Raw genomic sequence first — 15,028 nt, 5'->3', positions numbered from 1 at the left:
TATATTTAATTAGCGTTATAAATGTATTAAAAACATTGATAGATAATTACAAATATCATACTTTTGCACTTAATTTTATAATACAAAGATCATTTACTCATACAGCTATGGACAGGTTTTCCTTTTTAAATGCAGCACATACCGAATTTTTCGCCGATTTATACGAACAATACCTTCAAAATCCTGATAGTGTAGAACCAAGTTGGAGAGCCTTTTTTCAAGGATTTGATTTTGGTATGACCACTTATAATGAAGAAAACGCTGTATTGGAATTAGCCAATTATGCTGCGAATGTTCCTCAAAACGGACAAGTTTCAGATAAATTACAAAAAGAGTTCAACGTTTTGAAATTAATTGATGCCTATAGAACACGTGGACATCTTTTTACCGAAACTAATCCTGTTCGCGACCGAAGATCGTATGCTCCAACTTTGGATATTGAAAACTTCGGATTGACCACTGCCGATTTGGACACCGTTTTTGATGCTGCCAAAATATTAGGACACAAGCCAGCTACGCTTAAAGAAATACTCAATCATCTGAAAAATGTGTATTGCCAACACATTGGAATAGAATATATGTACATGCGAAACCCTGAAATTATTCAGTGGATTCAAGAGAAATTAAATATCAATGATAATCTTCCGAACTTCGATAACGACCAAAAGAAACATATCTTAGGAAAATTAAACGAAGCGGTTTCTTTTGAAAACTTTTTGCATACCAAATATGTTGGTCAAAAACGTTTTTCTCTTGAAGGTGGTGAAAGTATCATTCCAGCGCTTGATGCTTTGATTGAAACTGCTGCCGAGAAAGGTGTAGAACATTTCGTTATGGGAATGGCACACAGAGGAAGGCTGAATATATTAGCCAATATTTTTGGCAAATCTACACAAGATATTTTCTCCGAATTTGACGGAAAAGATTACGATAAAGAATATTTTGACGGCGATGTGAAATACCATTTAGGTTTAACTTCTGAAAGAAAAACAAAATCGGGTAAAAAAATCAACATTAATTTAGCACCAAATCCATCGCATTTGGAAACGGTTGGTGCCGTTATTGAAGGAATTACTCGTGCCAAACAAGACAAATATTTCCCAGACGATTTTTCTAAAGTATTGCCTATTGCCGTTCATGGTGATGCGGCTGTTGCCGGACAAGGAATTGTTTATGAAATTGTGCAAATGGCGCAACTCGATGGGTATAAAACGGGTGGAACTATTCATATTGTTATCAATAACCAAGTTGGTTTTACCACCAATTATCTAGATGCGCGTTCCTCAACGTATTGTACTGATGTGGCCAAAGTGACTTTGTCGCCTGTACTTCATGTCAATTCAGACGATGCGGAAGCTGTAGTTCACGCGATGCTTTTTGCATTAGATTTCAGAATGCAGTTTGGACGCGATGTGTTTATCGATTTATTAGGGTACAGAAAATATGGTCATAACGAAGGAGATGAACCACGTTTTACACAACCCGTTTTATATAAAATAATTGCTCGTCATAAAAATCCGAGAGATATTTATGCCGAAAAGTTAATGATATCTGGTATTATTGATGCTACTTATGTTAACAAATTAGAAAACGATTACAAAGAAAAATTAGATGAAAATCTTCAAGCTTCACGTAAAAAAGATTTAACGATAATTAAGCCTTTTTTACAAGATGAATGGCAAGGATTTGTTCAGGTTTCTGAGGATGAAATGTTGAAAAAAGTAGATACTACTTTCGATAAAAAGAAACTCGATGCTATTTTAGAAGCCGTTTCCACTTTACCAACAGATAAAAAGTTTATTAGTAAAATTTCTAAAATTGTAACCGATAGAAAAACCATGTATGACAATGATGTCGTTGATTGGGGAACAGCAGAAACACTTGCTTATGGCTCGTTGTTGACAGAAGGTTATGATGTTCGTGTTTCAGGACAAGACGTAGAAAGAGGAACATTTTCGCACCGACATGCCGTAGTAAAAGTAGAAGACAGTGAAGAGGAAGTAATTCTTTTGAATACACTAAAAGATAAAAAAGGGAAGTTCAATATTTTCAATTCTCTGCTTTCAGAATATGGTGTTTTAGGATTTGATTATGGTTATGCTTTAGCTAATCCAAATGCATTAACAATTTGGGAAGCGCAGTTTGGTGACTTCTCAAATGGTGCACAAATCATGATTGACCAGTACATTTCGTGTGGAGAAGACAAATGGAACAATCAAAATGGAATTGTGATGTTGTTACCTCACGGTTATGAAGGTCAAGGCGCAGAACATTCTTCGGCACGCATGGAACGATATTTACAACTTTGTGCTCGTCACAATATGTTTATTGCCGATTGTACCACGCCAGCGAATTTCTTTCACTTGTTACGTCGTCAAATGAAAACTAAGTATCGCAAACCGTTGGTTGTGTTTACACCAAAAAGCTTGTTACGCCACCCGTTGTGTGTTTCTACTCGAGAAGAATTGTATAAAGGCAGTTTCCAAGAAGTAATAGATGATACATCTATCGACAAGAAAAAAGTTAATACGGTTGTTTTCTGTACCGGAAAATTCTATTATGATATTCTAGCCGAAAGACAAAATTTGGAGAGAAATGATGTAGCTTTGGTTCGCATTGAGCAATTATTTCCATTACCAGTGGAACAATTGAAGGCCGTGATTGCTAGTTATCCAAACGCTGATGATTTCGTTTGGGCACAGGAAGAACCAAAAAACATGGGAGCATACAGTTATATGTTGATGAATTTCAACTTAGTGCCATGGCGATTAGCTTCGCTTAAAGCGTATGCAGCTCCAGCAGCAGGAAGCCATACAAGAGATAGAAGAAGACATGCTGATGCCATTAGAATGGTTTTTGATAAAAATTTATTTAGATAATAATAAACAACACTATAAAATTACAAACGATGATTTTAGAAATGAAAGTCCCATCACCGGGAGAATCGATAAAGGAAGTAGAAATTGCCACTTGGTTAGTAAAAGACGGCGATTATGTAGAAAAAGACCAAGCGATTGCTGAGGTTGACTCTGATAAAGCCACGTTGGAATTGCCAGCTGAAGCCAGCGGAATTATTACACTAAAAGCATCAGAAGGCGATGCCGTTGCTGTTGGCGCTGTTGTATGTTTGATTGATACTGATGGAGCAAAACCAAGCGGAACTCCAGTTACTGAAGCAAAAGCAGAAGCGCCAAAAGCGGAAGAGAAGAAAGTAGAAGCACCAAAAGCAGCGCCAGTTACCGCTACAACGTATGCAACACAAGCGCCATCACCAGCTGCTAGAAAAATATTAGACGAAAAAAACATCCAACCTACTGATATCGTGGGAACAGGAAAAGGTGGAAGAATAACTAAAGATGATGCAGTAAACGCTGTGCCATCAATGGGAACACCAACAGGTGGAACTCGTGGTTCTGAAAGAACAAAATTATCCATGTTGCGTCGTAAAGTAGCCGAAAGATTAGTGTCTGCAAAAAACGAAACAGCGATGTTAACTACGTTCAACGAAGTTGACATGACGGCAATTTATGCTTTGAGAGAAGAATATAAAGAAGTTTTCAAAGTTAAACATGGTTTAGGCTTAGGATTTATGTCATTTTTTACAAAAGCAGTAACAAGAGCATTGCAATTATATCCAGATGTGAACTCTATGATTGACGGTCAAGAAAAAATTTCTTTTGATTTTTGTGATATTTCAGTAGCCGTTTCTGGACCAAAAGGATTAATGGTTCCTGTAATGAGAAGTGCGGAAACATTATCTTTCCGTGGTGTTGAAGCCGAAATCAAAAGACTAGCTATTCGTGCTCGTGATGGACAAATCACCGTAGACGAAATGACAGGTGGAACGTTTACTATTTCTAATGGAGGTGTTTTCGGAAGTATGTTATCTACACCAATTATCAATCCGCCACAATCAGGAATTTTAGGTATGCACAATGTAGTAGATAGAGCTATTGTGAAAAACGGACAAATCGTGATTGCGCCAGTAATGTTTGTAGCACTTTCCTATGATCATAGAATTATTGATGGTCGTGAGTCGGTTGGTTTCCTTGTTGCAGTAAAAGAAGCTTTGGAAAACCCAGTAGAAATATTAATGGGAGGAAATGCAAAGAAAGCTTTGGAATTATAACCTTCAAAAAATATATTTTTAAGAGGCTATCTGAAAAGATAGCCTCTTGCTTTTTAAAGCTTTTATTAAAGATGCTTTTTAAAATATAATAAAATTACGTACATTTATTAAGTCCTTTTTAATAGAAGTTTTCAAGCCTAATTTCAATCAAATCAAAATTTTTTTTTCATTTTGTGCTATTTAAATTTAAAAGGTTAAAAGGAATATTCTATAAGAAGTAGTAATAAAAACCATTACAATGAGAGCATTTTTCACTACAATTTTACTCTATTGTTCAGTAATTTTATCTGCTCAAATAAATTATGAAATCAATACAAGGCTTTTATTGGCTGATAATGGTATTTCTAATACTTCTATTGATGCTGTTTTTTATAATAACAACTCACATGTTGAAATTGATAGCATCCAACAAAAATCTTTAAATTATAAAAGTTGGTACAAGTTTTCTTTATTTGAGTTAGGTTATGGAGGTTCTTCGATGAAATTGGACTCAATGAATAACAAAATTTTATATGGTGGATATACAAAAACTTCTGTTGGAAGTTTCGAAATAGGTTTTAATAGTCTAAATGGATTAGGATTCGGAACTAAAATAGGTGAATTTTTTAATATTCAAAATGACATAGGAATTAATTCATATTTTCCTCTTTATACCTATTATCCTATTTATATATCTAAAAAAACAAAGCCAGGGAGAGAAGGTAAATTCAATAAAATACCTTCTATGATAAATCTATATGCTGGCGGATCTTTATGGTGCAGTACTTCGGATACATTCCGTTATTATAAAGATATTATCTTAGCTAGTAAATACTGCCATATCGGTCTCGATTATATGTTTTATAATTACACCATTGATGCTGGTTTTTTGGGTAATGGAAATTTTTCATTAGATGCTGGAATGATTTTCTATGAAAGTAAGGATACAAACCTCAAAAATGTCTTCTATGTTGGTTTAATATGGGCATTTGGAGGTTGGGTAATTAAACCATTATAACTATAAAAAAAGTAAAAAAAACTTTTTAAAAAAAGGAATACTTATATGCTTAGTTATTATCATGGTTCCTAATGTCATAATTGGTTTTCTAAGCGGGATTTTTCGTTTATTTGTCTTTCATTTTTAAGCTATGAAGCAAAACAAAAAACAAGCAGCAATAGGATTTATTTTTATCACCATGCTTATTGATATTACCGGTTGGGGAATTATTATTCCGGTAATACCAAAATTAATTGCTGAATTAATTCATGGAGATATCAGTGATGCAGCAAAGTATGGTGGTTGGATAACTTTTGCGTATGCTATAACCCAGTTTGTTTGTGCGCCATTGATTGGAAATTTAAGTGATAAATTTGGAAGACGACCTATCATTTTGATTTCCCTTTTTGCTTTTGCCTTGGATTATTTATTATTGGCTTTTTCTCCAACGATTGTTTGGCTTTTCGTGGGAAGAATTATAGCAGGAATTACAGGTGCCAGTATAACTACAGCTTCAGCCTATATTGCCGATGTGAGTACTCCTGAAAACAGAGCCAAAAACTTTGGAATGATTGGTGCGGCTTTTGGTTTAGGATTTATCATTGGACCAGTTATAGGTGGATTGTTAGGGCAATATGGTTCGCGAGTTCCTTTTTATGCAGCTGCCATTTTATGTATGCTCAATTTTTTGTATGGCTATTTTATTTTACCTGAATCGTTATCCAAAGAAAACCGTCGTGCTTTTGAATGGAAACGGGCCAATCCTATTTCGGCTTTAATTAATTTGAAAAAATACCCTTCATTAATCGGATTAATCATTGCCATTTTTCTGTTGTATGTAGGTTCACATGCCGTACATAGTAATTGGAGTTTTTATACGATGTATCGTTTCCATTGGGATGAAAAAATGGTGGGAATTTCACTTGGTGTCGTTGGTCTTTTAGTTGGGATAGTACAAGGTGGATTAATTCGATGGACAAGTCCAAGATTGGGGAATGAAAAGAGTATTTACATTGGGTTGTCTCTCTATACAGTAGGAATGTTACTTTTTGCTTTTGCTACGGAGAGTTGGATGATGTTTGTGTTTTTAATTCCCTATTGTCTTGGAGGAATTGCTGGGCCAGCATTGCAAGCTACTGTTTCCTCAAAAGTTCCAGCAAATGAACAAGGAGAAATTCAAGGAACCTTAGCCAGTTTGATGAGTGCTTCAGCTATAGTTGGACCTGTTATGATGACCAATACTTTTTATTTTTTCACTCACAAAGAAGCACCATTTCAGTTACCTGGAGCACCATTTATTTTGGGAAGTTTTTTGATGTTATTGAGTACTGTTTTGGCTTATTTTTCGTTGAAAAAGCACTTTATTTCAAATACAAACAGTGATTAAAATAATCAATAATCGCTTTCCCTTCCAATAAAATATCGGCGCCAATAATACCATGAACAGGTTTGGCTTTGTATTGTTGTAGCGCTTCGTTGACATGTGTCATATCAAAAATAATCAAATGAAAATCAGCAGTTTTCCAACGACCAATTTTCAACGAGTTGTTTTTCGCTAATTGGGTTGCCATTCCTGTAGCGCCAGCACCAGAAGCTTTGGTTTTTGACTTTCCTGCAATCAAATTAAAGTAGTCAACACTTTCAAAACCTACACAACTATTGGAAGCACCAGTATCAAGAATAAAATTTCCAGTAATACCATTGATACTTGCTTTAATGAGCAAATGTTGCGTTTTTGAAACTTTAAATTTTAGTTTTTTGTAATTGGATTTTTTGAGAATATCATGTAGATTTTTCATAGTTGTAGCACAAAGTATCACAAAGGTTTTGCACAAAGATACACTAAGTTTTCTTTGGGTGACTTTGTGCTTTCTTAGTGAAACTTCGTGTAATAGTTCTTAAAATCGTAATTTTGCAAAGTTTAACTCGAAACCTTAAACTCGAAACCTTAAACTCGAAACCCGCAACTCAAAATGATTTTAACCGATACACATACCCATTTAAATTCCGAAGAATTTGAAAATGACAGAATCGAAATGATTCAGCGTGCTATTGATGCTGGTGTTTCTCGTTTTTTTGTTCCTTCCATCGATTCAAGTTATACCCAAAAAATGTATGATTTGGAAACTCAATTCCCAGAGAATATTTTTTTAATGATGGGTTTACATCCTACTTACGTTAAGGAAAATTATTTGGAAGAATTGGTACATGTGGAAACAGAATTATCCAAAAGAAAGTTTTATGCTGTTGGGGAAATTGGGATAGATTTGTTTTGGGATAAGTCTTTTTTAAAGCAACAACAACACGCTTTTCAACATCAAATTCAATTGGCAAAAAAATATAAATTAGCCATTAATATCCACTGTCGTGACGCTTTTGACGAAGTTTTTGAAGTATTAGAAGGTGAAAAAGCAACCGATTTATTTGGCATTTTTCATTGTTTCACTGGAGATTTCCAACAAGCTCAAAGAGCAATTTCACTTGGAATGAAATTAGGAATAGGTGGCGTTGCTACTTTCAAGAACGGAAAGATTGATCAGTTTCTTCACGAAATAGATTTAGAACATATTGTACTTGAAACCGACTCTCCTTATCTGGCTCCAGTTCCATATCGAGGTAAACGCAATGAAAGTAGTTATACGAAGCTTGTTGCTGAAAAATTGGCCACAATATACCAACTTCCCATTGAGGAAATTGCTCGAATTACCACCGAAAATTCTAAAGCTATTTTTGGAATTTAATACTGAAATCCTCAAAAAATTGAGTTTTTTTTTGTTCATTTGTTCATCAAAAATTGAGAAATCACATGCAAAGATTTGATTCTATTCGTCCGTTTTATGACGCTGAAGTAAATGAAGCTATACAATCAGCGGTGAATCATCCGATGATGAAAGCATTAATGGGTTTTACTTTCCCCGATGTGGATGAAGAAGTTTGGAAAAACCAACTAAAAAAAACACATTCTATACGTGATTTTCAGTGTAATTTCATTTACCAATCGGTTCAAAAGGTATTAGAAAAAAGCTCAGAAGGATTAACAACTTCGGGTTTTGAAAAACTAGAACCTAATACTTCCTATCTTTTTATTTCCAATCATAGAGATATAATTTTAGATACATCGCTTTTGAATGTGGCTTTGTTTGACCATGGTTTGGTGATGACAGCTTCGGCTATTGGGGATAATTTAGTAAAAAAATCGTTTCTGAAAACCTTGTCAAAACTCAATAGAAACTTCTTAGTACAACGTGGTTTGTCACCAAGAGAATTATTGGAAAGTTCAAAATTGTTGTCTGAATACATAGGGCAATTATTATTGCGTGAAAACCGTTCGGTATGGATTGCACAGCGAGAAGGAAGAACAAAAGACGGAAATGATGCTACACATTCGGGCGTTTTAAAAATGCTGGCTATGGGTTCTGACGAGTCAAAAATGCTTGACTATTTCAAGAAAATTAAAATTGTGCCCGTTTCCATTTCCTATGAATATGACCCAACCGATGCGTTGAAAATGCCTCAACTTATTGCGGAAGCCAAAAATGAAATTTATATCAAAGAAAAGAATGAAGATTTTGTCACACTTTTAAGTGGAATCATTGGTCAAAAGAAACGTATTCATATTCATGTTGGCGATGTGTTGGACAAAGAATTGGACGTTATTGCTCAAGAATATGACAATAACAACAAGCAAATTCAGGCTTTGGCACAAGCTATTGATGATTCTATTTTACAGAGTTATAAATTGTGGCCAACCAATTATATTGCCTACGATTTACTACATAAAACCGACAAGTATAAAGCGAATTATATTGAAAACGAAAAGTCACTTTTTGAACGAAGATTGGAGATGAAAATTGATGAAAACAATCCTCAAATGGTGGAAAGTTTCTTAGCTATGTATGCTAATCCTGTCGTGAATAAATCAAAATACGAGAATGCAATCTAAACCAAACATCCTTTTGATTTATACTGGTGGAACCATCGGTATGATGAAAGATTTTGAAACGGGTGCTTTGAAGGCATTCAACTTTAAAAAGTTGTTGCAAAAAATTCCTGAACTGCAACAATTGGATTGTGATATTGAAACTATTTCCTTTGAAAAGCCTATTGATTCTTCAAATATTAGTCCTGATAAATGGATTACAATCGCCACAATCATTGAAGACAATTATGTTAAATTTGATGGATTTGTAGTGCTTCACGGTTCAGATACGATGTCGTATTCTGCATCAGCTTTGAGTTTTTTGTTGGAAAATTTGAATAAGCCAGTGATTTTTACGGGATCACAATTACCAATAGGCGATTTACGTACGGATGCCAAAGAGAACTTGATTACAGCTATCCAAATTGCTTCCTTACATCAAAAAGGGAAACCTGCGGTTCAAGAAGTTTGTCTTTATTTTGAATACAAATTATATCGTGGTAATCGAACCACAAAAATAAATGCGGAACATTTTAACGCATTTTCATCACCTAATTTTCCTCCTTTGGCAGAATCGGGAGTACATTTGAAAATCAATTCCAATATTGTTTTACAAAAAAAAGGGCATAAAAAATTAGTGGTACACAAACAGCTGAATGACGATGTTGTTGTGGTCAAAATGTTTCCAGGAATTAACGAATTGGTTTTGTCTTCTATTATTGCAATTCCTAATTTGAAAGGAATCATTTTAGAAACCTATGGCTCTGGAAATGCGCCAAATGAAGATTGGTTTATCAACACCTTGAAAAAAGCGATAAAAAGCGGATTGCATATCATCAACGTAACCCAATGTTCAGGTGGAAGTGTAAACATGGGTCAATATGAAACGAGCACACAGTTGAAGAAAATTGGAATTATTTCTGGGAAAGATATCACGACTGAAGCAGCGATTACCAAGTTAATGTATTTGTTGGGTCAAAACGTGGCACCTTCAGTTTTCAAAACTATTTTTGAAACATCCTTGCGTGGAGAAATGCAATAACAAATTGTGTTACTAGCTTTTTTTACTGAAAAAATTTGTTGTTCTTTGCATCACAATTAGAGAGGTGTCCGAGTGGTTGAAGGAGCAAGCCTGGAAAGTTTGTATATGGGTAACTGTATCGTGGGTTCGAATCCCATCCTCTCTGCTTTTTTCTTCATAGAAATAGTTTTATGCGAATCTATCTTTTCATCTTAACTTTTTTTACCTCCTTGAGCGTATTGGCCCAGAAAGATGAGATAGATTTTGATGCCATAGATTCCTTGTACCGCGAAGACCAATTTTACATCAATTTCACTTATAATAGTCTTAAAAAAACACCAGACGGTTTTAGTCAAAATAAATTTTCTACTGGACTTGCTTTTGGGTTTCTTAGAGACATGCCTATAAACAAGGATAGAACTATTGCTATTGCTGCCGGATTGGGTTATACATTTTCGGCATACAATCAAAATTTAGTGATAAATACGGTTGATGGAAATAATTTTTATTCAATTATAGGTACTGATGTTGTCTATTCTAAAGACAAACTGACATTGCATTTTGTGGATTTGCCTATTGAATTCAGATGGCGTACTTCTACACCAGAGAGTCATAAATTTTGGAGAATATATACAGGAATTAAACTGAGTTATTTATTTTATGATACTTATAAATTTGAATCCACTACTGCCAATATAAAAAGTTCGGGGAATACTGATTTGAATGCATTTCATTATGGTGCTTATGCTTCAGTAGGATGGAATACTTGGAATATTTACATGTATTATGGTTTTAATCCGTTGTTTAAATCTTCAGCAAAAATTGATGATAAATCCATTGAAATGAGTACGCTGAATATTGGGTTGATGTTTTATATTCTATAACCAAAAATAGAATAATCCCAATTGAGGTAACGTACCACAAACAAAACCAATCAACAATTCTTTGTTAGTATGCGCTTTCATTACTAGTCTTGATGAAGCTACAAGACCATTCACAATTACAAAAAATGCTACTAAGTGAATAGTATTCACTTCATTTATAATACTCAAACCGATTATAAAAACGGTCAATGCACTAATGCCAATCATGTGAATACTAGCTTTTATTTTGGCAAATAACAATAAAAAGGCAATAGCAGCACTCACAATTCCTCCCAAGAAAAAGGTAAATAATAAAGGAAATTTATCTATAGTTATACTTTTTGTTATTAAAACAGAAAGCAGTAGAATATGAAGCAACAAAGGAATTTTGCGATGTGAAATTTCCGAAAGCATTATGGTATCAATTTTCCCTAAAGTTCTTAGCAAGTAAAAAAAAGCCATCGGTAAAAGGAACGTTATGATGAAAATTTGCAAAAACAGCAATATATATTGTGGTAGCGTTAAATAGCTATTGTCCAACAAAACATAAAAAAACGTTCCTAAAAGTGGGATGAAAATAGGATGGAAGACATAGGAAAAAAAGGGAAGGTATTTTTTCAAAGTAAAAGGTATAATTAAATTTTCTTCCGCATTCTTGCCACAGGAATATCTAGTAATTCTCTGTATTTTGCAATAGTTCTTCGGGCAATTGGGTATCCTTTTTCACCCAGAATTTCGGCTAATTGATCGTCAGGCAGAGGTTTGCTTTTATCTTCTTCCTCGATAATAGTTTTCAATATTTTTTTGATTTCCAAGGTAGAAACATCTTCGCCTTGGTCGTTTTTCATTGATTCTGAAAAGAATTCTTTTATCAATTTAGTGCCATAAGGAGTATCAACATATTTGCTATTGGCTACACGAGAAACCGTTGAAATATCTAAACCTACCATATCGGCAATGTCTTTTAGAATCATAGGTTTCAACTTAGTTTCTTCGCCATCAAGGAAGTACTCTTGCTGAAAATGCATTATAGCATTCATAGTTACAAAAAGGGTTTCTTGACGCTGACGAATAGCATCGATAAACCATTTGGCCGAATCTAGTTTTTGTTTGATAAACTGCACAGCATCTTTTTGGGAATGCGATTTATCTCGCGACTCTTTATAGGTCTGCAGCATTTCCTGATAATCTTTGGAAACGTGTAAGGTTGGTGCATTTCTACCATTTAAAGTCAATTCTAATTCACCATCTACAATTCTAATAGCAAAATCAGGAACAATTTGTTCCACAACTCGACTGCTGCTATCAAAAGAACCACCAGGTTTTGGGTTTAATTTCTCGATTTCTTCAATCGCTTTTTTCAATCGCTCTTGAGTAATCTCGTATTTTTGAAGTAGTTTTTCGTAATGTTTTTTTGTGAAAGCGTCAAATTGATTTTCAATGATGTCAATGGCCAATTCAACATATTCTGTTGGCGTTTTGTGCTTCAACTGCAATAGTAAACACTCTTGCAAATCTCTTGCACCAACACCAGAAGGTTCTAATTCGTGAACGATGTGCAATATTTTTTCAACGGTTTTCTCATCGGTATAAATCCCTTGAGTAAACGCCATATCATCCACAATATCTTGCATGTTTCTTCGTAAATACCCATCATCATCTATACTTCCCACCAAAAATTCGGCAATACTGCGTTGTTCTTCGGTGAGGATAAAAGTATTCAATTGGTTGATCAAATCTTGATGAAAACCAACAGATTCTGCAAGTGGTGACTCACGGTCATCATCGTCATCACTGTAATTATTGGCTTGTAGTTTGTAATCAGGCGTTTCGTCGTTGCTTAAATATTCGTCTATGTTGATTTCGGTTTCAATGTTTTCACTTCCTTCGTAATCATCATAGTCGTCATTGTTATCAAACTCGTCTTTTTCATATAGTTCTTCCTCTTCTTTGCCACTTTCCAATGCCGGATTTTCAATCATTTCCTCTTTGAGTCGTTGTTCAAATGCTTGCGTAGGCAATTGAATTAACTTCATCAACTGAATTTGCTGAGGAGATAATTTTTGTGATAATTTAAGATTTAGAAATTGCTTTAACATAATACAAGTTTGCCACAAAGGCGCTAAGACACAAATTTATTTTAATTTTTTTCTTTTTAAAAAGAACTTTTGATGCTGATTATTTAGAATTTATAAATCTCTTTATTCCATTTTTAATCAAAGGAACATTAAAATTAATAAGAAATCCTAACGAACCATTTGTCAATTTTAAATGACTTATAATTTGAGCTTGCCAAACTGGATTTGATTGTTCAACAGCTTTTATTTCAATTATTACATAATCTTCTACAAGCAAATCTAATCGAAGTCCTTCTTCAAATTCAATCCCATCATAAACAATTGGAATTTCAACTTGTCGTTTAACATCTAATCCTGCTTTTTTAATTTCATGAGCCAAACAAACTTCGTAAACTCTTTCTAGTAAACCTGGTCCGATTTCTTTGTGAACTTTATAAGCAGCATTAACAATGATTCTGCCAATTTCTTCTGTTCTGTCTGAAAGCATTTTTATTTATTTGATTTTAAGGAGTAATTTTTTTTAATAAATCATTAAACAAACTTCGCGACTTTGTGTCTTCGTGGCAAAACTAAAATTCTGCATTCATTGGTGTTCTTGGAAAAGGAATTACGTCTCTAATGTTAGTCATTCCAGTTACAAAAAGTACCAGCCTTTCAAATCCTAATCCAAAACCTGAGTGCACTGCTGAACCAAATCGGCGTGTGTCTAAATACCACCACAATTCTTCTTCATCAATGCCGAGTGCTTTCATTTTTTCTACCAAAACATCATAACGTTCTTCTCTTTGTGAACCACCAACGATTTCGCCAATGGCTGGAAATAAAATATCCATAGCGCGAACGGTTTCTCTTCCAGGTTCAGTATTGTCATTCAAACGCATATAGAAAGCTTTAATTTTTGCCGGATAATCATATAAAATCACGGGACATTTAAAATGCTTTTCTACCAAGAAACGTTCGTGTTCACTTTGTAAATCTGCACCCCATTCTTCGATTACATATTGGAATTTTTTCTTTTTATTTGGCGTAGATTCTTTTAAAATTTCAATCGCTTCGGTATAAGAAACGCGTTTGAAATTGTTTTCTAAAACAAAGTTTAACTTTTCTAATAAAGCCATTTCACTGCGTTCCGCTTGTGGTTTTTGCTTTTCTTCGTCTAATAATCTTCCTTCTAAGAATTTCAAATCATCGGCACATTTATCAACAGTATATTTAATCACATATTTGATAAAATCTTCCGCCAAATCCATGTTGTCGTTCAAATCATTGAAAGCCACTTCGGGTTCAATCATCCAAAATTCTGCCAAGTGACGTGATGTATTCGAGTTTTCGGCTCTAAATGTTGGTCCAAAAGTATAAATCTGACCCAAAGCCATAGCGAAAGTTTCTCCTTCTAATTGTCCCGAAACCGTAAGGTTGGTTTCTTTTCCGAAGAAGTCTTCTTTGTAATTTACTTTTCCATCTTCAGTTCTTGGTGTATTGTCAAAAGGTAAAGCGGTTACTTTGAACATTTCGCCTGCACCTTCAGCATCTGAACCAGTGATAATTGGAGTGTTTACATAGAAAAATCCTTTTTCTTGAAAATAAGAATGAACCGCAAATGACAATACCGAACGCACTCTCATAATGGCGCCAAAAGCATTGGTGCGAACTCTTAAATGCGCATTTTCTCTAAGGAATTCTAAGGAATGTTTCTTAGGTTGCATTGGGAATTTCTCCGCATCACAGTCACCTAAAATTTCTAATTTAGAAACTTGTATTTCATATTTTTGACCTGCACCTTTACTTTCCACTAGATTTCCTGTTAAGGCAATAGCGGTTCCTGTATTAATTCTTTTTAAAGTTACTTCGGATGTGTTTTCAAAATCGACAACACATTGCAAATTATGAATGGTTGAACCATCGTTTAAGGCAATAAATTGATTATTTCTAAAAGTTCTTACCCAACCTTTTACGGTTACTTCATAGTTTGATTTGGTACTGTTCAGTAAGTCTTTAACTTTTACGTGTTTCATTTTGTTATTTTTTTTCTAATGCAAATA

13 protein-coding genes and 1 tRNA gene are annotated in these 15,028 nt (G+C 34.3%); 9 read left to right on the top strand and 5 right to left on the bottom strand.

Annotated elements, in window-relative coordinates; genetic code table 11:
* Positions 1-107 precede the first annotated feature (107 nt).
* The 4 genes from ACSVH2_RS01085 to ACSVH2_RS01070 all read left to right on the top strand — a co-directional run bounded on the left by ACSVH2_RS01085 (position 108) and on the right by ACSVH2_RS01070 (position 6,492).
* Positions 108-2,879, top strand: coding sequence for a 2-oxoglutarate dehydrogenase E1 component (locus tag ACSVH2_RS01085; RefSeq protein ID WP_438091312.1), 2,772 nt, complete (start codon positions 108-110; stop codon positions 2,877-2,879).
* Between the two features lie 29 nt (positions 2,880-2,908).
* Positions 2,909-4,129: a 2-oxoglutarate dehydrogenase complex dihydrolipoyllysine-residue succinyltransferase gene (gene odhB, locus ACSVH2_RS01080; RefSeq protein WP_438091311.1), complete on the top strand. Its 1,221-nt coding sequence runs from the start codon at positions 2,909-2,911 to the stop codon at positions 4,127-4,129.
* Between the two features lie 238 nt (positions 4,130-4,367).
* Positions 4,368-5,126: a hypothetical protein gene (locus ACSVH2_RS01075; protein WP_438091310.1), complete on the top strand. Its 759-nt coding sequence runs from the start codon at positions 4,368-4,370 to the stop codon at positions 5,124-5,126.
* A gap of 130 nt (positions 5,127-5,256) precedes the next feature.
* Positions 5,257-6,492, top strand: coding sequence for a TCR/Tet family MFS transporter (locus ACSVH2_RS01070; RefSeq protein ID WP_438091309.1), 1,236 nt, complete (start codon positions 5,257-5,259; stop codon positions 6,490-6,492).
* On the opposite strand, the gene ACSVH2_RS01065 is transcribed toward ACSVH2_RS01070, so the two are convergent.
* Positions 6,467-6,904 carry a retropepsin-like aspartic protease gene (locus ACSVH2_RS01065; protein ID WP_438091308.1) on the bottom strand — a complete coding sequence of 146 codons (438 nt, stop codon included), beginning with the start codon at positions 6,902-6,904 and terminating at the stop codon, positions 6,467-6,469. The two genes, ACSVH2_RS01070 and ACSVH2_RS01065, sit on opposite strands and share 26 nt — an antisense overlap.
* A 174-nt stretch (positions 6,905-7,078) precedes the next feature.
* On the opposite strand from ACSVH2_RS01065, the gene ACSVH2_RS01060 reads away from it, so the two are divergent.
* The 5 genes from ACSVH2_RS01060 (at position 7,079) to ACSVH2_RS01040 (ending at position 10,929) form a co-directional block, all read left to right on the top strand.
* Positions 7,079-7,846 carry a TatD family hydrolase gene (locus ACSVH2_RS01060; RefSeq protein WP_438091307.1) on the top strand — a complete coding sequence of 256 codons (768 nt, stop codon included), beginning with the start codon at positions 7,079-7,081 and terminating at the stop codon, positions 7,844-7,846.
* Between the two features lie 65 nt (positions 7,847-7,911).
* Complete coding sequence (locus ACSVH2_RS01055) at positions 7,912-9,048, top strand: 1-acyl-sn-glycerol-3-phosphate acyltransferase (RefSeq protein WP_438091306.1); 1,137 nt, start codon at positions 7,912-7,914, stop codon at positions 9,046-9,048.
* Entirely contained in the window at positions 9,038-10,066 is a 1,029-nt protein-coding gene (locus tag ACSVH2_RS01050; protein ID WP_438091305.1) for an asparaginase, read from the top strand. Before ACSVH2_RS01055 ends, ACSVH2_RS01050 begins: the two co-directional genes overlap by 11 nt.
* A gap of 58 nt (positions 10,067-10,124) precedes the next feature.
* A tRNA-Ser gene (locus ACSVH2_RS01045) sits at positions 10,125-10,211 on the top strand.
* Positions 10,212-10,275: 64 nt separating this feature from the next.
* Positions 10,276-10,929 carry a porin family protein gene (locus ACSVH2_RS01040; protein ID WP_438091304.1) on the top strand — a complete coding sequence of 218 codons (654 nt, stop codon included), beginning with the start codon at positions 10,276-10,278 and terminating at the stop codon, positions 10,927-10,929.
* Here the strand turns inward: ACSVH2_RS01040 and ACSVH2_RS01035 are convergent.
* The 4 genes from ACSVH2_RS01035 to asnS form a co-directional block, all read right to left on the bottom strand.
* Entirely contained in the window at positions 10,924-11,370 is a 447-nt protein-coding gene (locus ACSVH2_RS01035; RefSeq protein WP_438091303.1) for a hypothetical protein, read from the bottom strand. The genes ACSVH2_RS01040 and ACSVH2_RS01035 overlap by 6 nt on opposite strands.
* A gap of 173 nt (positions 11,371-11,543) precedes the next feature.
* Entirely contained in the window at positions 11,544-13,007 is a 1,464-nt protein-coding gene (rpoN, locus tag ACSVH2_RS01030; protein ID WP_438091302.1) for an RNA polymerase factor sigma-54, read from the bottom strand.
* A gap of 79 nt (positions 13,008-13,086) precedes the next feature.
* The gene (locus ACSVH2_RS01025) at positions 13,087-13,473 is read right to left on the bottom strand and encodes a GxxExxY protein (protein ID WP_438091301.1); all 387 of its coding nucleotides are present in this window, start codon (positions 13,471-13,473) and stop codon (positions 13,087-13,089) included.
* 82 nt (positions 13,474-13,555) lie between these two features.
* Positions 13,556-15,001, bottom strand: a complete 1,446-nt coding sequence (gene asnS / locus ACSVH2_RS01020; RefSeq protein WP_438091300.1) for an asparagine--tRNA ligase — start codon at positions 14,999-15,001, stop codon at positions 13,556-13,558.
* Positions 15,002-15,028: the final 27 nt, after the last annotated feature.

Origin of the sequence: Flavobacterium sp. RSB2_4_14 (genome assembly GCF_051547085.1) — a bacterium.
In the GTDB taxonomy this organism is placed as follows: Bacteria; Bacteroidota; Bacteroidia; order Flavobacteriales; family Flavobacteriaceae; genus Flavobacterium.
Note: the sequence above shows the minus strand (reverse complement) of the source record. Positions and strands in the feature narration are given on the sequence as shown.